Origin of the sequence: Ideonella margarita (genome assembly GCF_038066635.1) — a bacterium.
Lineage (GTDB): Bacteria > Pseudomonadota > Gammaproteobacteria > Burkholderiales > Burkholderiaceae_C > Ideonella > Ideonella margarita.
Map to the genome: position 1 here is coordinate 108,400 of NZ_JBBUTI010000009.1, position 16,735 is coordinate 125,134.

The 16,735-nt window shown below is 68.4% G+C and carries 19 protein-coding genes; 7 read left to right on the top strand and 12 right to left on the bottom strand.

Translation table 11 applies throughout. The annotated features are described in order from the left end of the window. Positions 1–23 precede the first annotated feature (23 nt). Together AACH00_RS14105 and ylqF are read left to right on the top strand one after the other, a co-directional pair. Positions 24–311 carry a hypothetical protein gene (locus AACH00_RS14105; RefSeq protein WP_341399799.1) on the top strand — a complete coding sequence of 96 codons (288 nt, stop codon included), beginning with the start codon at positions 24–26 and terminating at the stop codon, positions 309–311. Between the two features lie 66 nt (positions 312–377). Beyond that, positions 378–1,316, top strand: a complete 939-nt coding sequence (gene ylqF, locus AACH00_RS14110; RefSeq protein WP_341399800.1) for a ribosome biogenesis GTPase YlqF — start codon at positions 378–380, stop codon at positions 1,314–1,316. Positions 1,317–1,358: 42 nt separating this feature from the next. Here the strand turns inward: ylqF and AACH00_RS14115 are convergent, their stop codons facing one another. Next, complete coding sequence (locus tag AACH00_RS14115; protein WP_341399801.1) at positions 1,359–3,386, bottom strand: sensor domain-containing diguanylate cyclase; 2,028 nt, start codon at positions 3,384–3,386, stop codon at positions 1,359–1,361. A 166-nt stretch (positions 3,387–3,552) separates the two neighbouring features. After that, on the bottom strand, positions 3,553–4,143 hold the full coding sequence (locus AACH00_RS14120; RefSeq protein ID WP_341399802.1) for an IMPACT family protein: 591 nt from the start codon (positions 4,141–4,143) through the stop codon (positions 3,553–3,555). An 82-nt stretch (positions 4,144–4,225) separates the two neighbouring features. Between AACH00_RS14120 and AACH00_RS14125 the strand changes: the two genes are divergently transcribed. After that, positions 4,226–4,456, top strand: a complete 231-nt coding sequence (locus tag AACH00_RS14125) for an oxidoreductase-like domain-containing protein (protein ID WP_341399803.1) — start codon at positions 4,226–4,228, stop codon at positions 4,454–4,456. On the opposite strand, the gene AACH00_RS14130 is transcribed toward AACH00_RS14125, so the two are convergent. The 9 genes from AACH00_RS14130 to AACH00_RS14170 all read right to left on the bottom strand — a co-directional run bounded on the left by AACH00_RS14130 (position 4,417) and on the right by AACH00_RS14170 (position 13,565). Further along, positions 4,417–5,727 (bottom strand): DUF2325 domain-containing protein, encoded by a 1,311-nt coding sequence (locus tag AACH00_RS14130; RefSeq protein ID WP_341399804.1) that lies wholly within the window; start codon positions 5,725–5,727, stop codon positions 4,417–4,419. The two genes, AACH00_RS14125 and AACH00_RS14130, sit on opposite strands and share 40 nt — an antisense overlap. Before the next feature lie 63 nt (positions 5,728–5,790). Next, positions 5,791–6,369, bottom strand: coding sequence for an amino acid synthesis family protein (locus tag AACH00_RS14135; RefSeq protein ID WP_341399805.1), 579 nt, complete (start codon positions 6,367–6,369; stop codon positions 5,791–5,793). A gap of 10 nt (positions 6,370–6,379) precedes the next feature. Then, positions 6,380–8,119: a tannase/feruloyl esterase family alpha/beta hydrolase gene (locus tag AACH00_RS14140; RefSeq protein ID WP_341399806.1), complete on the bottom strand. Its 1,740-nt coding sequence runs from the start codon at positions 8,117–8,119 to the stop codon at positions 6,380–6,382. Between the two features lie 52 nt (positions 8,120–8,171). Beyond that, positions 8,172–8,378 carry a tautomerase family protein gene (locus tag AACH00_RS14145; protein ID WP_341399807.1) on the bottom strand — a complete coding sequence of 69 codons (207 nt, stop codon included), beginning with the start codon at positions 8,376–8,378 and terminating at the stop codon, positions 8,172–8,174. A 49-nt stretch (positions 8,379–8,427) separates the two neighbouring features. Next, positions 8,428–9,867 carry an aldehyde dehydrogenase family protein gene (locus AACH00_RS14150; protein ID WP_341399808.1) on the bottom strand — a complete coding sequence of 480 codons (1,440 nt, stop codon included), beginning with the start codon at positions 9,865–9,867 and terminating at the stop codon, positions 8,428–8,430. Further along, positions 9,867–10,415 (bottom strand): VOC family protein, encoded by a 549-nt coding sequence (locus AACH00_RS14155; protein WP_341399809.1) that lies wholly within the window; start codon positions 10,413–10,415, stop codon positions 9,867–9,869. Before AACH00_RS14155 ends, AACH00_RS14150 begins: the two co-directional genes overlap by 1 nt. Positions 10,416–10,417: 2 nt before the next feature. Beyond that, positions 10,418–11,425, bottom strand: a complete 1,008-nt coding sequence (locus AACH00_RS14160; protein ID WP_341399810.1) for a tripartite tricarboxylate transporter substrate binding protein — start codon at positions 11,423–11,425, stop codon at positions 10,418–10,420. 24 nt (positions 11,426–11,449) lie between these two features. Continuing rightward, positions 11,450–12,316, bottom strand: a complete 867-nt coding sequence (locus AACH00_RS14165) for a fumarylacetoacetate hydrolase family protein (protein ID WP_341399811.1) — start codon at positions 12,314–12,316, stop codon at positions 11,450–11,452. 13 nt (positions 12,317–12,329) lie between these two features. Beyond that, positions 12,330–13,565 carry a CaiB/BaiF CoA transferase family protein gene (locus AACH00_RS14170; RefSeq protein ID WP_341399812.1) on the bottom strand — a complete coding sequence of 412 codons (1,236 nt, stop codon included), beginning with the start codon at positions 13,563–13,565 and terminating at the stop codon, positions 12,330–12,332. Between the two features lie 145 nt (positions 13,566–13,710). On the opposite strand from AACH00_RS14170, the gene AACH00_RS14175 reads away from it, so the two are divergent. From AACH00_RS14175 to AACH00_RS14190, 4 genes are all read left to right on the top strand, one after another. Continuing rightward, entirely contained in the window at positions 13,711–14,646 is a 936-nt protein-coding gene (locus tag AACH00_RS14175) for a LysR family transcriptional regulator (RefSeq protein ID WP_341399813.1), read from the top strand. 52 nt (positions 14,647–14,698) lie between these two features. Next, a complete protein-coding gene (locus AACH00_RS14180; RefSeq protein WP_341399814.1) occupies positions 14,699–15,154 on the top strand; it encodes a GNAT family N-acetyltransferase in 456 nt (151 codons plus the stop codon). A 75-nt stretch (positions 15,155–15,229) separates the two neighbouring features. After that, a complete protein-coding gene (locus AACH00_RS14185) occupies positions 15,230–15,736 on the top strand; it encodes a hypothetical protein (RefSeq protein WP_341399815.1) in 507 nt (168 codons plus the stop codon). Beyond that, entirely contained in the window at positions 15,736–16,224 is a 489-nt protein-coding gene (locus tag AACH00_RS14190) for a GNAT family N-acetyltransferase (RefSeq protein ID WP_341399816.1), read from the top strand. The genes AACH00_RS14185 and AACH00_RS14190 overlap by 1 nt, the downstream gene beginning before the upstream one ends. 27 nt (positions 16,225–16,251) lie before the next feature. Here AACH00_RS14190 and AACH00_RS14195 read toward each other — a convergent pair whose 3' ends face one another. Beyond that, positions 16,252–16,683 carry an Lrp/AsnC family transcriptional regulator gene (locus tag AACH00_RS14195; protein ID WP_341399817.1) on the bottom strand — a complete coding sequence of 144 codons (432 nt, stop codon included), beginning with the start codon at positions 16,681–16,683 and terminating at the stop codon, positions 16,252–16,254. Between the last annotated feature and the right edge of the window lie 52 nt (positions 16,684–16,735).

The window sequence follows — 16,735 nt, forward strand, 5'->3', positions numbered from 1 at the left end:
AGCCGTCTCACAAGGAGTGAGACATGGCCATACACATACTCGCGGGCACCACCCGCATCGGTGTCGGGGTGTTCTGGCGTGACTGCGTGCACGTGAACGGCTGGCGGGTGCAGCACAACGGCACCCTGCGGCCGGGCGAGGCCCTGCAGCCGTACCGCCTGGTCGGCCCCGACCATTGCCTGTGGGCGAGCGCCGATGCGCTGAGTGATTTCGATGCCGTGCTGGGTGCGCTGGCCTATCACGGCGAGGCGCCGACCACGACCAAGGAGATCCAGCGCTGGCTGGCTGAGTCGGTGACATCGGCCCATTGAACGCAGTGGGCGCGCAAGCTGGGACAATGGCAGGTTGTCATTCGCCCCAGCGCAAGGAAAGCCCTGATGTCCATCCAATGGTTCCCCGGTCACATGCACGCCACGCGCAAGGCCATCACCGAGCGCATGAAGCTGGGCATCGACGTGGTGATCGAGCTGCTGGATGCGCGCCTGCCGGGCTCCAGCGCCAACCCGCTGCTGGCTGAGCTGACCGGCGGCAAGCCCGGCCTGAAGGTGCTGAACAAGCAGGACACGGCCGATGCCGGGCGCACCGCGCTCTGGCTGGCCCACTACAACGCCCAGCCCGGCACCCGCGCCATTCCGCTGGATGCGAGCGAGCCCGCTCCGGCCGCCCGCCTGGCCGCCGCCTGCTGCGAGCTGGCCCCGCACCGCAACGGCATGGACAAGCCGCTGCGCATCCTGATCTGCGGCGTACCCAACGTGGGCAAGTCCACGCTGATCAACACGCTGGTCGGCAAGAAGGCCACCAAGACGGGCGACGAAGCCGGCATCACCAAGACCGAGCAGCGCATCACGCTGGCCAAGGACGTCTACCTTTACGACACGCCGGGCATGCTGTGGCCGAAGATCATCGTGCCGGAGAGCGGTTTTCACCTGGCCGCTGCCGGCTCTGTGGGCAAGAACGCCTACGACGAGGAAGAGGTGGCGCTGGAGCTGCTGGAAACCCTGCAAGTGGCCTACGCCGACCGCATCGCCGCGCGCTACAAGCAGGAGAAGGTGGCCGACGTGCCGGCCGAAGACCTGCTGGCCGCCATCGGCCGCCAGCGTGGTGCGGTGCAAAGCGGTGGCCGCATCAACATGCAGAAGGCCGCCGAGCTGGTCATCACCGATTTCCGCACCGGGCATCTGGGGCGCATCACCCTGGAAACGCCGGAGGAATTTCTGGCCTGGCGTGCGGCGGGTGAGGTGATCGAGGCCGAGCGCCAGATCAAGAAGGCCCAGCGTGGCAAGAAGCCGCCGCCGCAGCGCGGCCTGCCGGACTGAGTGGTGCCCTGCCAGACCGGCCCGTTCGTCAGCACCGGTTGATCAACGGGTGTTGCTGGTTCGCTGAGCCACCAGGCGCAGGCCCTGCGCCGACTGTTGCCAGCCCAGCGGCCCGCCCGCAGCCAAGCCGGCCGGCAGGTGGCTGCGCACGGTGTTGCGGCCAGCTGCCTTGGCCCCATAACAAGCCTGGTCGGCGTCGGCCAGCCACTGGGCTGCGTCGGTGTAATCGGCGGTCAATGGCGCCAGGCCAATGCTCACGCCCACCCGCAGGCTGCGGCCTTCCCAGGGCATGGCCAGCTCGCTGATGGCATCGCGTATGGCCACCGCCACGCGCTGCGCGGCATCAGCCGGGCAGTGCTCCAGCAGCACCCCGAATTCGTCACCGCCGATGCGGGCCAGCAGGTCCACCGAGCGCACCTGCGTGGCAGCGGCCTGCGACACGGCGCGCAGCATGGCGTCACCCGCGGCATGGCCGAACTCGTCGTTGATCGGCTTGAAGTGGTCGAGGTCGAACATCAGCACGCAGGCGGGCATCGAGCCCGGCCGCTGGCTCACGGCGCGAGCCAGCCGCTCTTCCAGCACCGTGCGGTTGGCCAGGCCCGTCAGGCTGTCATGGGTGGCTGACCATTCCAGCGCCGTGCGCGAGGCCACTTCCCGGGTGATGTCCTGCAGCGTCCAGATGATGCCGTCGGCGGGTGCATGCGGGTTCACCGGCTGGGCCGAGAGCCGCGCCCAGAAAGGCTGGCCGCCCCGGCGCAGCAGCTGCCATTCGGCCGCATAGGGTTGCGACACCTTGAACGACGCCGCCAGCTGCGGCGCCATCGCGAAGTAGTCTTCGTTGGATGCAAACACCAGCTGCATGGGCTGGCCGAGCAGGTCGTCCTGCGGCGTGTCCAGCAGCTGGCACAGGTGGGCGCTCACCAGCTCGAACTGGTCGGCACGTGTCACGGCAATGCCCACGGGCGCTGCCGCCAGCACCGAGCTGAGTTGCTGCAGCACCTGGTTGTTGCGCTCTTCGATCAAGGCGCGCTCACGCACGCTGCGGCGCAGCACGCGTTGCAACTGGCCGACCTCGCCGGTGGCGGCTGGCCAGCCTTCGTCGGGGGCGATGTCGCTGTCGAACAGTCGGTCCGCGCGCTTTTCCAGCCGGTACAGAGGCCGAAGCAGCCAGCGCAGCATGATCGCCAGGCCCACGGCCAGCACCACCACCACGCCGGCGGCCACGCGGGTGGCTTCAGTGCGGCCGTCACGCAGCGGCGCCAGCAGGCCCGCCACGTCCTGGCTGCGCCAGACCAGCCAGTCGGTGCCGGGCACGGCGGCCACGCCGGTCAGGTGCTCTCGATCGCTGATGTCGATGCCGCTGAGCTCGGCCGGGCTGCCGGCTTCCTGCCAGCGTTTGAAGGCGCCGTGCAGGAAGGGGTCGGCCTCGATCGAATGGCCGCGCATGTCGGCCGTGGGGTGGGCGATGATCTTGCCGGCGGCATCGGTGATGATCACCAGCGCCGGGTGCTCGGTATTGGTCGGGTCGACCACGGTGGCCAGCAGGTCACGGCGCTGCAGGGTGATGGCACCCACCAGCACGCCCGAGACCGCGCCCGCATGCACCATCGGCCAGGTGAGCAGCACCACCTGGTTGCCGGTGACGCGGCTGGTCACCGGCTCGGAAATGATGCCTCGACGCTCTTCGAGCGTGCGGATGAAATAGGGGCGGTCGGCCACGTCGAGCGACATCGGGCGGGTGCCGGCGTCGTCGCGGAACATCAGCATCCGGCCCTTGGCATCGACGATGAACAGCGCATCGAACAGGGTGCTCAACACGTGTTCACCGGCCAGGCGCGCTTGCAGCACGTCGGGCCTGGCCAGGTCGGGCGGGTGGAACTGGCCGGCGGCTGCACCCAGGGCGCGCTGCTGACCCACCACGTGGCGCGACAGCGTCAGGGCATCGTGCGAGGCTTCTTCCAGCACCATCCGGCGCTGCGCGTCCAGGGTTTCGCCTTCGGCGCGCAGCATCAGCACGGTGGCTGTCACCCCGATGCCCAGCGCCAGCGCCAGCACCCCGGCGACGGTCACCTTGAATTTCAATGAATCAAACCACCGCCACCAAGGCATTGCTCGCCTGCCTGATCCTGGTTGTTGCTGCCGCACATGCGGGCCGCCACGCTCGAGGTGGCGTGGTCTGACTGTCATCGGCCTGAGCATGCCCCAACTTGAGGCACGTTGCGAGCGCGGCAGGCGGTCAGTCGGGCTTGATCCAGCCGAGCCGACCCTGGCCGCCGTCCTCCAGCGCCTTCACCAGGGCATCGGCATCGCTGTCGGGCAGGCTGAAACGCACCTCCACCAGCGAGCCGTGCGTCACCTCGCCCAGGCTGGCACCGGCGGTGTCCAGCTGGCGGCGCAGCCAGCCTTCCAGCGCATAGGGCACCTGGCAGTGCAGGTGGCGCAGGCGTTGCCGGGGCACCTTGGTGGCTTTCAGCAGGGCCTGGGCCACGCTGTCGGTGTAGGCGCGCACCAAGCCGCCAGCGCCCAGCTTCACGCCGCCCCAGTAGCGCACCACGGTGGCCAGCACGCCGTCCAGGTCCTGGTGGCGCAGCACGTCCAGCATGGGCCGGCCCGCGGTGCCCGAGGGCTCGCCGTCGTCGACCGCCGCGCTTTGCCCGCCCGCCATCAAGGCCCAGCACACATGCACGGCGCCGGGGTGCTGGGCACGCAGCTCTGCCACCACGGCCTGGGCGGCGGCACGGTCGGCCACCGGTTGCACGCAGGCGATGAAGCGGCTCTTCTTGATGATCAGCTCGGCATGCACCGGCTCGGACAGGGAAAACGGCATGGGGCGCCAAGGTTAATCGATGCCGAGGGGCGGGCATGGTAGAAACCGGGCCTGTTTTTGCAGCCGCTGCCCCCGAGACACGATGATCCCCGATGACGTTCTGATGCACTGGACACCCACCGAGCCCGCCGAGGCCCGCGCGCTGGTGCAGGCGGTGCTGGCCCGCGCCAAGGCGGCCGATGTGGCGCTGCCCGCTGCGCCCGCCGAGCCCACCAACTGCTGCGACAGCGGCTGCATCGGCTGCGTGTGGGAAGGCTTCTACAGCGAAGTGACCTACTGGCGCGACGAGGCGATGCTGCGCTGGGCCGATTGAGCCACTGGCGCTGAGGGCTCGAGCAGCACGCGCTTCAGGCGGCTGGCGCTGGGCTTGTCCACATACACGCAGGGCTTGCCCGTGCGTTTGCAATGGTCCTTCACCCGCCAGTAGGCGTTGTGGCTGATGCAGCCGGTCTGGCAGATCACCAGATCGGCCGCGGCCAGCGTGCTGTCGAGCTTGGCCAGCAACTCCTGCTCGCCACCGTCGTGGTGCAGGAAATGGCCGCCGGCCTGTTCCACCAGTTCCCGGTAGATCGGAATGGCGCCCGGGCGGCCGCCCACGCACAGCACGGCACGGTCTTGCCAGCGGGTGGGGGTGGGGGCGGCCACCGGCACGGGGGCGTCTTTTTGAACGGGTTGCTCAGCGCGTGGCTCAGCACGCGGAGGGTCGGTTTCGGCCACCAGGCGCTCATGCGCCATCCGCAGCTGCGAGAGGGTTTGCTGCAGCGCCTGGTTGCGTTCCTGCTGCATCGCCAGTTGCTGCTTCAGGGCAAGGCGGCTGTCCAGGTCGGGCAGAGTGGCCTTGAGCTGCGCATGGGCCTGCTGCAGCTGCGCCAGCTCTGACGTCCTGGCGATCAGTGCGCCGCGCAGCGTCACTTGCTCCGCCTGCAGCGCGGCCAGCGCCTGGGCATGCTGTTCGCTCAGGCGGGTGCAGCGTTGCTGGGCCGAAGCCAGTGCTCGGGCTACCACGGCGTTTTCATGCAGCAGGGCCCGGATGCGGGCGTGGTCGGCGCGGTCGGCGGCGCCGAGCTGGTGCTGCAGCATGTGGATGTCCTGCAGCACTTCGGTTTCCAGCACCGGGTCGCAGCGCGGGTGGGTCAGCACGGCCCACAGCGCGCCGGCCACCGCGCTGCCCTGGCCGCGCATCTGGCGCCAATGGGCGGTCAGGGTGTGCGTGCATTTCAGCGCCTTGGCTTGCTGCAGCGGCAAGGCGTAGCGGCGGTCCAGCTCCTTGTGCACGGCTTCAGACACCCGGCTGCGCTGCTTGCATTCGGCGTTCACGCCGCAGTGCAGGGCGTGGTCGCTGGCGTCGCCCACATCGCCCACCGTCTTGTTGACGAGTTGGCGCACCGCCTCCATCGGCAGGCACACGCCCACCACCGGGCAATGTGCATGCACGGGCAACTCCCAGAGCTTGCGGCGGCGAGAGCCGTGCACCTGGGTGCCCGGAACCGGGTTCGAACCGGTAGGGCAACAGGCCAGCCGCACGGCGCTGGCCAGGTAGGGGCCATCGGGCTCGGCGGAAGCGTGTGGTGATTGGGTGTGCATGCATCCATCTTATTGCGAACGATTCGCATTTGCAACAAGATGGATTTTGTCGACTTCTGGACGTCAACGCTGCCCGTCGTGCACCGCGATCTGGTCTGCGCGCAAGCCACCCAGCCGCGCGTGGATGCGCCCACCGTCCGCCATCACCAGGGCGAACAGGATCTCGTCGGGCCGCGGGCCGTCCTGCAGGCCCACCTCCATCGCGTTGAAATGGCTGCGCACATAGGCCGCGTTCACATGGTGCAGCGGCACCATCAGCCGATAACCGGCGCTGGCCACCGCCTTGCTGGCCGGCACGATGGCCTTGGGCTCACCCAGCACGCTGCGCATGGCCCAGCCACCTGCCTCGTGCCACACGGCGGCATGCTCAAGTTCACCGTTCACGCCGACGATGGCGCCCTTGCCGTAGGCCTCCACCCGCCCGGTGCCCAGCGCGCCGGCGGCTTCTTCCGCCAGCGCACGCCCGAGGGTGCGCAGCTCGGCCATGAAGGGCAGCAAGTCGGGCTCGTGGCGGCCTGCATAGGGGTTGCGAACTACCGCCAGCGCGGCGGCCATGCGCAGCGGCGTGGCGGGTGGCGGGCCACCTTCGTGGAACACGGTTTCCACCACCAGCTGGCGCTTGCGAACCTCGAGCAATGACATGGCGGGCCTTTCAGGGCAGGCAGGTGAAGCTGGCGGCTGATGCGGTGTCGCCACCGGTGTAGCGCGCCACGCTGGGGTAGGGGCACAGCGGGCGGCTGCGCTGGGGCTGCCACTGGGCCGGCACGTCCGGGTTGGCGCCGCCGGGGTTGCCGGCCTGGCGTGCGGTGGCCACGATGCGCTGCGGCGCCTGGCCCCCTTCCACCCAATCAATCAGCGCGGCCAGCCCGTCGTACTGGTCGGTCGCCGGCCCGCCGCGCGAGTGGCCCATGCCGGGCACCTGGAAGTAGCGCGCGAAGTTGCTGGTGGCGCTCTTGTGGTGCTGGCTCAGTCGCCGATACCAGGCGGCCGTGTCTTCCGATGAAAAGATCGGGTCTGCTACACCGTGCACCACCAGCAGCTTGCCGCCGTGCCGCATGAACGGCTCGAACAGCATGTCGCCCGGCGGGGTCATGAACGAGATGCCGCTCTCGGTGTAGGGGCCTTGCGTGGCGAACAACTTCGGGAATTCGCTGTCCAGATCAAAGCTGACCGCGAAGGCTGCCGAGCGTGACGCGTCTGTCGCCATCGACAGATCGCCAGAGGGCGGCGACGACATGATGAAGGCGATCGACACCGGGTTGCGCTGGCGGCCAAGGGCGCTCCGGAACTTCCATTCGGCCCAGCCGGGTTGCACCAGCCCGGGGTCGAAGGCGAAGCCGCTGTAGACAGGCGTGCCGTTGCTGGTGAAGGACGGCGCATGGGCGCGGGCCAGCGCCTGCTTCTGCTCGGCGCTCAGGCAGCTGCCATCACGCGCGCCGCTGCAAGTGGGCACATCGCGCTGCAGGTTGAACGCGGCATGGCAGGCCTCGGTGTCGTGCACCAGACCATCGGCCAGGCCGTCCAGCGCGTCGCAGCGCGCCAGGATGGCCCGTGCCACCAGGGCCCGGTCCGCCGTGGGCAGGGCCGATTCCACATCCGGCTGCCCGTTCACCACCTTGGTCGGGGCGATCCGCTCCCAGTGCTTCACCGTGGCCATGTTGGCGGCCGCGGCGCGCGGCAGGTTGAAGCCCGGGGCCTGGGCCAGCACGCCGTCGAACGCTTCTGGCAGGCGGGCTGCGGCCACCATGGCGTGTCGCCCGCCGTTCGAGGTGCCTGCGATGTACGAGCGATCAGCCGGCCGACCGTAGGCCGCCACGATCAAGGCCTTGGCCATCGGGGTGAGCTTGGCCACGGCCTGATAGCCGTAGTCGAGCCGGGCCTGGGGGTCGAGGCCGAACAGCGGGTTCTGCGCCGCGCTGTGACCGGCGTCCGAGCTGATCACGGCCACGCCGCGTTGCAGGGCGTTCGTCAGCACGCCGCCACTGCCCAATGCAGAGCCACCGTCGGCCGTGGCCACCATGCCGTCGGTGCCGCCATTGGCCTGGTAGAGGAAGCGGCCGCTCCAGTCGCGGGGCAGGCGCATCTCGAAGCCGATGGCGTAGGTCTGCCCGTCGACCGGGCTCACGCGCCGATGCATCTGCCCGGTGACCAGGCAGTGTTCGGCCACGGGCCGGCCGGCGTTGTTCAGCGTGCCGGCGGGCACCACCGTGGTTGCACGCAACTCGGTGGCCGGGTGCTGGAAGCTGCTGGTCAGCGCCTGGCATTGCTGCAGCAGGCCGGGCTGGGCAGGGCGTGGAGCTGACGCTGTTGAGGACTGAGTGGCGGACGGGCTTGCAGGCGCAAAGGCGCAGCCCCCCAGCAGCAATGCCGGCAGGCACGTGAGCAAGCGCATGAATTGAGCAGGGGCGTGCATGGGGTGGTGCGTCAGGCTATGGCGGCGGGGCTTATTTCGGCCGGGCGGCTTCGGTGGTCACGGGCTTGCCGCCCGCGCCCCACCAGCCGCTGCGGATCTCCTGGATCGCGCAGCGCGTCATGGGTCGCAGGCCTTCGCCGCCCACCTGCGCCACCGCTTCGGTGATGGCGGCGATCAGGTCGGCCTTCTTGTCGTCAGGCAGAACGCCTTCGATGATCTTGATGTCGATGAAAGGCATGGGGTGTGCTCGTTGAAGTTTCAGGGCAAGTACCGCAGTGAGGCCAGGCTCAGGCGGCGGTGTAGGCGGTCTTCACCGTCGTGTAGAACTCGCTGGCGTAGGTGCCTTGTTCGCGTGCGCCCATGCTGGAGCCCTTGCGGCCACCGAAGGGCACATGGAAGTCGGCGCCGGCGGTGGGGGCGTTGACCATCACCATGCCGGCCTGCGCCAGCCGCTTGAAGCGCGTGGCGTGCCGCAGGCTGGTGGTGCAGATGCCGCTCGACAAGCCGAACGGCGTGTCGTTGGCCACGGCGATGGCCTCGTCAAAGTCGCGCACCTTGATGACATTGGCCACCGGCCCGAACACCTCTTCGCGGCTGATCCGCATGCCGTTGTGGGTGTTGGTGAACAGGGCAGGCGTGAGGAAGAAGCCGGGCTGCCCTTGGGCGTCGGTGGCGTGGTGTTCACCGCCCTGGGCCAGCGTGGCGCCTTCGGCCTGGGCGCTCTGGATGTACTCGAGGTCGATCGCCAGCTGGCGGGCATCCACCACCGGGCCGATGTCGATGCCGGCCTGGCGCGCGTCGCCCACCTTCAAGCTCTTCATGCGCTGCACCAGGGCGCTCACGAACCGGTCGTGGATGCCGTCGGTCACGATGAAACGGCTGGACGCCGTGCAGCGCTGGCCGGTGGAGAAAAACGCGCCCTGCACGGCGCAGTTCACCGCCACGTCGAGGTCGGCGTCGTCGAGCACGATGAGCGGGTTCTTGCCGCCCATCTCGAGCTGGAATTTCGCGCCACGCGTCGCGCAGCTGGCCGCCAGGCGACGGCCCGTAGCCACCGAGCCGGTGAAGCTCAAGCCCGTCACCAGCGGATCATCGACCAGCGCCGGGCCGATCTCCGCGCCCGTGCCCATCACGAGGTTGAACACCCCGGGTGGCAGGCCGCTGCGCGACAGCACCTCGGCCAGTGCCCAGGCCGAGCCCGGCACCAGCTCAGCTGGCTTGAACACCACGCAGTTGCCGTAAGCCAGCGCCGGTGCAATCTTCCACGCCGGAATGGCGATCGGGAAGTTCCACGGCGTGATGATCGTGATCACGCCCAGTGGCTCGCGGGTGATTTCCACGCTGATGCCCGGGCGCACCGAGGCCAGCAAGTCGCCGCGCTGGCGCAAGGCCTCACCGGCAAAGAACTTGAAGATCTGCCCGGCCCGCGTGACCTCGCCAATCGCCTCTGGCAGCGTCTTGCCTTCTTCGCGGGCCAGCAGGTCGCCCAGCTCGGCCGCGCGGGCCAGCAGTTCGGTGCCGACCTTGTCGAGCACGTCGAAGCGCTGTTGCGGCCCGCTCATCGACCACGCCGGAAAGGCCTGTGCAGCGGCGGCCACGGCGGCACTGGCCGCAGCGGCATCCGCCTGGGCGTAGTCCCCGATCACGTCGCGCGTGTCTGACGGGTTGATGTTGGCCACCGCACGCGTGCCGGTGACCCACTCGCCGTGAATCAGGTTCGCCTTCATCACGCCCTCCCGGCGCCGCGCTCGCGGAACTTTGCCTGCCAATCGGCCAGCGGCATGTAGCTGGGGTCGTCGCGCACCATGGCGTGGGTCTGCGCCAGCAATTCGGTTTCGCTCAGCGACAGGTCCAGCGGCGTGCCGTAGGGCTGGTTCACGTAGTAGGGCGTGTCCATGTAGACCTCGACGCGGTTGCCCTCGGGGTCGAAGTAGTACACCGACCAGGCGTTGCCGTGGTTCATCGGCTGGATGGCGGTGGCGCCCAGCGCTTCGGCCTTCTCGCGGTTCAGGCGCAGCTCGGCCAGATCGGGCACCAGGAAGGAGGCCTGCATGATGGTGCTGACCTTGGCTTCGGGCGAGCGGCCGGCCGACAGCACGAACTGGTGATGCTGGTCGTCGGTGGCACTCATGAACACCAGCCGGTTGCCGAAGTTCTTGCCGATGCCTTCGTCGGTGATCGTCAGGCGGAAGACCTGGGTGTAGAAGTCGACCATGCGGTCGAGGTCATACGTGTAGATGCCGAAATGGGCAGGGGTGGGGCGCAGTACTTTCATGGTCAGTCCTTCTGGATCTTGGCTTCCTTGACCAGCTGCGACCAGCGCTTCAGGTCAGTCTCGATGAGGCGCTGGAACTCCTGCGGGCCGCCCGCCACCACGTCGCCACCTGTCACCTCCACCAGACGGGCCACCAGGGCCTCGTCCTTGAGGGCCTGCTGGATGGCGGCCTGCAGACGGTCGGTCACGGGCTTCGGTGTGCCGGCGGGTGCCAGCAGTCCGGTCCATGAGCGCACTTCAAAACCGGCCAGGCCTTGCTCGGCCACGGTCTTCACGTCGGGCAGGCCATTCCAGCGGCTGCCGCCGGAGGTGGCCAGTGCCCGCAGCTTGCCGGCCTTGATGTGGCTGATGGCGGCCGTCGGGGCCACGACGACGAAGTCCACCTCATTGCCCAGGATGGCGGTGATGGACGCGCTTTCGCCGCGGTAGGGCACGTGCATCATCGCGCCGCCCGAGCGCTGCGCCAGCAATTCGCCGGTGAGGTGCTGGCCGGTGCCAATGCCGGCGGTGCCGAAGTTCAGCTGCTTGTTGCGGGACTTGGCGCCTTGCAGCAGTTCGGGCAGCGTGGTGGCGGGGTTGCCCGCGTTCGTCACGACGAGGAAGGGGAACGAGGTGAGCGAGGCCAGCGGCTGGAACGAGCGCACCGTGTCGTAGGGCAGCTTGTCGTAGAGCGCACCGGCGATGGCGTGGCCGCCCGTGGCCAGCAGCAGCGTGTAGCCGTCCGGCTTGGCGCTGGCCACGCTGCCCGCCGCGATGGTGCCGCCCGCGCCCGGCTTGGGCTCCACCAGCACCTGCTGGCCGAGGATGCGGGCCAGGTCGGTGCCGAGGATGCGTGCCACCGCGTCGGCATTGCCGCCCGCGGCGAAGCCGTGAACGATGCGCACGGGCTTGTCAGGGTAGGTCTGGGCGTGCGCTGCACGCGGCAGCGCCAGGCTGAGTGCGCCGGCCAGCAGGGGTGCGGCCAGGGTGGCGCCCAATGCAGCGCGCCGGGTCAGGGTCTTCTTGTTCATGGTGTTGTCTCCTCAGGGGGGCACTCAGATCGGTGCTTGTTCGATCGGGTTGCGCAGCGTGCCGATGCCTTCGATCTCCACTTCGACAACATCGCCGGGCACCATGAAACGCGGTGGCTTCTTGCTCCAGCCCACGCCGCCGGGGGTGCCGGTCACCAGCACATCGCCGGCCACGAGCGTGAAGATGGTCGAGGCATACGCAATCTGCTGGGCCACCGAAAAGATCATGTCGGCGGTGGTGGTCGATTGCATCTGCACGCCGTTGAGGCGGGTGGTCAGCTTCAGGGGCTGCGTCGGCGCAATCTCGTCCGCCGTCATCATCCACGGGCCGAAGGCGCCGGTCGATTCGAAGTTCTTGCCCGCAGCGATGGACTTGGCATGGAACTGCCACTCGCGCACGCTGGCGTCGTTGTAGATCGAGTAGCCGGCCACATGCTCATGGGCCTTGTCTTCGGGGATGTTGCGGCCGGGCTTGCCGATGATCACAGCCAGCTCACCTTCCCAGTCGAGCGAGTCCGAGCAGTGCGGCCGCAGGATGGGCTGGCCATGCGCACACTGTGAGCGCCACACCCGCAGGAAGATCGGCGGGTAGGCCGAGAGCTCGCGGTCGAGGCCGGCGGCCACCACTTCGCGGTGGTGATCGTGGTAGTTGCGGATCGCGCAGACGATCTTTTCCGGGTGCGGAATGACCGGCAGGAAGGTGATGTCACTCAGCGCAATGCTCGCGGCCACGCCTTCGGCGTCTTGTGCGGCCAGCGCGCCGCGGCCGGCTTCGAGGTAGGCCTGCAGCGTGGGGTATTGCGGATGGGCGCGGCCCAGGTCGGCCACGTGGTCGCCGATCACGGCGCCCCAGGAGGCACGCCCCTGGTATTCGAAAGACAGCAGTTTCATGGTGAAGGGGCTTTCAGCAGGAAGTGGAAGGAAGGGCCTGGGCGGCGGGGGCGTGCAAGGTGCCCAGCACGGCCTCGGTGTGTTCACCGAGGGCCGGTGCTGCCCAGCGGTACTGGACCGGTGTTTTCGAGAAGCGCAAGGGGTTGGCCACGGCCGGCGCGGTGCCGGTGACCGGGTGGGGCAGGTCCACGCGCAGGCCGCGCGCCTGCACATGCGGGTCATCAAACACCCGCGCCAGCGTGTTGATCGGGCCGCATGGCACGTTGGCGGCTTCCAGCGTCGTGATCCACTGCGCGGTGGTCTGGTGCACGGTGGTCTGGCGCAGCAGCGGGATCAATTCAGCGCGGTGCTTCACCCGTGCCGCATTGGTGGCGAAGCGGGCGTCGGCTGCCCACTCGGCATGGCCGGCCGCGCGGCAGAAAGCGGCGAACTGGCTGTCGTTGCCCACCGCGAGAATCATCTCGCCGTCGGCCGTGGGGAAGGACTGGTAGGGCACGATGCTAGGGTGCGCGTTTCCGAGCCGGCCGGGTGATTGGCCACTGACCAGGTAGTTCAGCGCCTGGTTGGCCAGGCAGGCCACCTGCACGTCCAGCAGTGCCAGATCAATGTGCTGGCCTTCGCCCGAGCGTGAGCGCCAGGCCACCGCCGCCAGGATGCCGGCCACCGCATGCAGGCCGGTCATGATGTCGGTGAGCGCCACGCCCACCTTCACCGGGCCGCCGCCGGGTTCGCCGTCCGGCAGGCCGGTCAGGCTCATCAGGCCGCCCATGCCTTGCACCATGAAGTCGTAACCCGGGCGCTGGGCATAAGGACCGGTCTGGCCAAAGCCGGTGATCGAGCAATAGATCAGCCGCGGGTTCAGCGCGCGCAGGGTTTCGTGGTCGAGGCCGTACTTCTTCAGGCCGCCCACCTTGAAGTTCTCGATCAGCACATCAGACTGCGCGGCCAGCGCGCGAATCTGCTGCTGCCCTTCGGCGGTGGAGAGGTCGATCGCCACCGACTTCTTGTTCCGGTTGGCACACAGGAAGTAGGCCGACTCCACCTGCTCGCCCCGGGCATCGGCCAGGTAGGGCGGGCCCCACTGGCGGGTGTCGTCGCCCTGGCCGGGCTGCTCGATCTTCAGCACCTCGGCGCCCATGTCGGCCAGCATCTGGCTGGCCCAGGGGCCGGCGAGCACGCGGGAAAGATCGAGCACGCGCAGGTGCGACAACGCGCCTTCGCTGGGGCTCCGATCAGGCTGGTCAGGCATCCGGGTCTCCTTTGTGATGTGCATCCGTGGAAGATTGCACTGTGGTTTTGGGCGACTGTAGGTGAGGCTGCTGCAGTGAATCAAACGACTTGTTCTCACTGTGTCATGCAAAAATCGCACTCCGTAATCACTCGGAGCGCTGCTCATGCGACGCAAGATCCCCAGTTCGGCTGCGCTCAATGCCTTTGATGCGGCGGCGCGCCATTCCAGCTTCACCGAGGCCGCCAACGAGTTGTCGCTGACGCAGAGCGCCATTTGCCGGCAGATCGCCGGGCTGGAGACCCTGCTGGAGCTCAAGCTGTTCCGGCGCACCCGGCGCGGCGTGCTGCTGACCGAAGCGGGCGTGGCCTACCACCGCCAGGTGTCTGGCCACCTCGACCGCATCGAGCGTGACACGCTGAACCTGATGGCGCGCCGCGGCCGAGGCGCCTCGCTCGAGCTGGCCGTGGTGCCCACCTTCGGCACCCGGTGGCTGTTGCCCCGGCTGGCCGGCTTTGCGCAGCAACACCCGGACATCACCCTCAACCTGTCGAGCCGCACGCGGCCTTTCCTGTTCGAGGATTCCGAGGTGGATGCGGCCATTTACGCCGGCGATGGCAACTGGCCCGGCGCCGTGACGACCTTGCTGATGCGCGAGAACCTGGTGCCGGTGTGCAGCCCGGCCCTGATTGCGCCGCACCGCACACTCACACCAGAGCAGCTGGCCACCTTTCCGCTGCTGCAGCAAAGCACCCGCCCATATGCCTGGCGCCACTGGTTTGAATCGGTGGGCTATGCGCCGGGCAATGAGCTGGCCGGGCCGCGTTATGAGCTGTTCTTCATGTCGCTGCAGGCGGCCATCGTTGGCCTGGGCGTGGCGCTGGTGCCCGAGTACGACCTGGGCGATGACCTGGCCTCGGGCCGGCTTGTCATTCCGGTGCGCCAGCCTTGCCCGAGTGACCGCGCCTATTACCTCTCGACGCCGGAACGCAAGGCCAGCAACCCGTCGCTGGAAATCTTCCAGGCCTGGCTGCTGCACGAGGTGGCCGAGTACCAGGCCAACCGCCGTGACCCGATCACCGGTGAGCGCACGCCGACGTGAAGGCGCTGCTGCCGTTTTGGGTATCGTCGGGCCTGAGCCTTCCGGAGCCCGCATGCCCTTGATCATCCGCCCTGCCCAGCAGGCCGACCTGCCCGCCGTGGCAGCCTTGTTTGACCAGTACCGCCAGTTCTACGAGCAGCCCGCCGACGCGGCTGCGGCACTCGCCTTCATCACCCGGCGCTTCGAGCAGGGTGAGTCGGTGCTGCTGGTGGCCCAGGGCGACGGCGGTGGCGAGCTGCTGGGCTTCTGCCAGCTCTACCCCAGCTTCTGCTCGGTGGAAGCGGCGCCCATCTACACGCTGTACGACCTGTTCGTCTCGCCTGCCGCCCGGCAAGGCGGCGTGGGCCGCGCGCTGCTGCTGGCGGCAGAGCAACGCGCCCACGCCGACGGCATGGTGCGCATGGACCTGACCACCGCCCGCACGAACCAGCAGGCCCAGCGCCTGTATGAAGCGCTGGGCTGGGTGCGCGACGACGTTTTTCTGGCCTACAACCGGCGCGTGGCTTGACGCCTTGCTACAGCCGCCAACTACAGCCGCCCAACTACGGCCGCCCCACGACAATCACAACCCAGGAGGAAACCCGTGACCCAAGACAACAACCTGTATGCGCCACCCCGTTCGGAAGTGGCCGATGTGAGCCACTTGAGCACACCGCCGGGCACCGCGCCCAAGCTGTGGAACCCCAATGCCGCCGCCAGCTGGAGCCTGCTGTTCACGCCTGTCTTTGGCGCCTGGCTGCAGATGAGGAACTGGCAGGCGCTGGGTGAGCCTGAGAAGGCGGCCACGTCGAAGCGGTGGATGGTGGGCACAGCGGCGTTCCTGGCCCTGGCTGTGCTGCTGAGCGTGTTGGGTCGGAATGAACTTGTGGCTGATGTGCTGGGCCGCATCAGCGGCCTGGCCTTGTTGATCACCTGGTACTACGCCCACGGCAAATCGCAGAATGCCTACGTGGTGTCGCGCTTCGGCAAGACCTACCCGCGTCAGAAGTGGGGCCGACCGCTGCTGCTGGGACTGCTGGCCTATATGGGCTTCCTGGTGTTGTCGGCGGCCGTGGGCTTTGCTGCCGGCATGTTGTTCGGCGCAGCTTGATGAGGGTCGCGCTGGAGCCGGCCGATCAGCCGGGCGTGGTGGCGCTGATCGCCGCGCTGGACGCCTACCAGGACAGCCTGTATCCGCCGGAGGCGCGCTATGCGCTGGACCTGGGTGCGCTCACGCAGCCCAATGTGCTGTTTGCCGTGGCGCGTGATGCCCAGGGCGCGGCGGTGGGGTGCGGCGCCGTGGTGCTCGGCGGTTTGCCGGGCGCTGACGTGGGCGAGGTCAAGCGCATGTACGTGGCGCCGGCTGCACGTGGCCAAGGGGTGGCTCATCAACTGATGCAGCTGCTGGAAGCCGCCGCACAGGCACGTGGGTGCCGGACGTTGAAGCTGGAAACCGGGCCGTTGCAGCCCGAGGCGATTGCCTTCTACCGGGCCTGTGGGTTCAGCGTGTGCGGCGCCTTCGGCAGCTATGCCGAGCACCCGCTCAGCGTGTTCATGGGCAAGGCGCTGGCCCCAGGGTTGCTGCCCCCGAAAGCCTGAGGCTGCACCAGCCAGCCCGGCTTCAACTCACAGCTTGTGGGTGGACAGCAGGATGCTGGTTTCGGTGTTGGCAATGCCCTTGAACAGGCGGATGGCGCCGAGCACCCGGTCGAAGGCTTCGAGCGATTCGGCCTGCAGCTCGGCGACGATGTCCCAGCGGCCGTTGGTGGTGTAGATCGCCGAGACATTCGGGTGGCCGCGCAGCGACTTGATCACGCCTTCGCTGCTGTTGCCCTCCACCGCGATGCTCATCAGCGCGCGGATGCGGTGGGCCTCCACCTGCGGCTTCAGGCGCACGGTGTAGCCCACGATGATGCCGTCGCGCTGCAGGCGGGCCATGCGATTCTGCACCGTGCCGCGCGCCACCTTCAGCTTGGCGGCCAGGGCCGCCACCGTGGCTCGGCCGTCGGCCCGCAGCAGGGCAATCAGTTCGCGGTCGGTGTCGTCAATTGAGCTCATTTTGATCAACCGTGTTGGCGATGTGTTCAGTGTAGCCAGAGTTTTGATCGGC

Coding starts and splice junctions, on each gene's coding strand:
- AACH00_RS14150 (WP_341399808.1), bottom strand. CDS start 9,867: ATGAAGGCGAACCTGATTCACGGCGAGTGGGTCACCGGCACGCGTGCG.
- AACH00_RS14175 (WP_341399813.1), top strand. CDS start 13,711: ATGCGACGCAAGATCCCCAGTTCGGCTGCGCTCAATGCCTTTGATGCG.
- AACH00_RS14125 (WP_341399803.1), top strand. CDS start 4,226: ATGATCCCCGATGACGTTCTGATGCACTGGACACCCACCGAGCCCGCC.
- AACH00_RS14135 (WP_341399805.1), bottom strand. CDS start 6,369: ATGTCATTGCTCGAGGTTCGCAAGCGCCAGCTGGTGGTGGAAACCGTG.
- AACH00_RS14190 (WP_341399816.1), top strand. CDS start 15,736: ATGAGGGTCGCGCTGGAGCCGGCCGATCAGCCGGGCGTGGTGGCGCTG.
- AACH00_RS14155 (WP_341399809.1), bottom strand. CDS start 10,415: ATGAAAGTACTGCGCCCCACCCCTGCCCATTTCGGCATCTACACGTAT.
- AACH00_RS14195 (WP_341399817.1), bottom strand. CDS start 16,683: ATGAGCTCAATTGACGACACCGACCGCGAACTGATTGCCCTGCTGCGG.
- ylqF (WP_341399800.1), top strand. CDS start 378: ATGTCCATCCAATGGTTCCCCGGTCACATGCACGCCACGCGCAAGGCC.
- AACH00_RS14160 (WP_341399810.1), bottom strand. CDS start 11,425: ATGAACAAGAAGACCCTGACCCGGCGCGCTGCATTGGGCGCCACCCTG.
- AACH00_RS14145 (WP_341399807.1), bottom strand. CDS start 8,378: ATGCCTTTCATCGACATCAAGATCATCGAAGGCGTTCTGCCTGACGAC.
- AACH00_RS14170 (WP_341399812.1), bottom strand. CDS start 13,565: ATGCCTGACCAGCCTGATCGGAGCCCCAGCGAAGGCGCGTTGTCGCAC.
- AACH00_RS14140 (WP_341399806.1), bottom strand. CDS start 8,119: ATGCGCTTGCTCACGTGCCTGCCGGCATTGCTGCTGGGGGGCTGCGCC.
- AACH00_RS14130 (WP_341399804.1), bottom strand. CDS start 5,727: ATGCACACCCAATCACCACACGCTTCCGCCGAGCCCGATGGCCCCTAC.
- AACH00_RS14120 (WP_341399802.1), bottom strand. CDS start 4,143: ATGCCGTTTTCCCTGTCCGAGCCGGTGCATGCCGAGCTGATCATCAAG.
- AACH00_RS14180 (WP_341399814.1), top strand. CDS start 14,699: ATGCCCTTGATCATCCGCCCTGCCCAGCAGGCCGACCTGCCCGCCGTG.
- AACH00_RS14105 (WP_341399799.1), top strand. CDS start 24: ATGGCCATACACATACTCGCGGGCACCACCCGCATCGGTGTCGGGGTG.
- AACH00_RS14165 (WP_341399811.1), bottom strand. CDS start 12,316: ATGAAACTGCTGTCTTTCGAATACCAGGGGCGTGCCTCCTGGGGCGCC.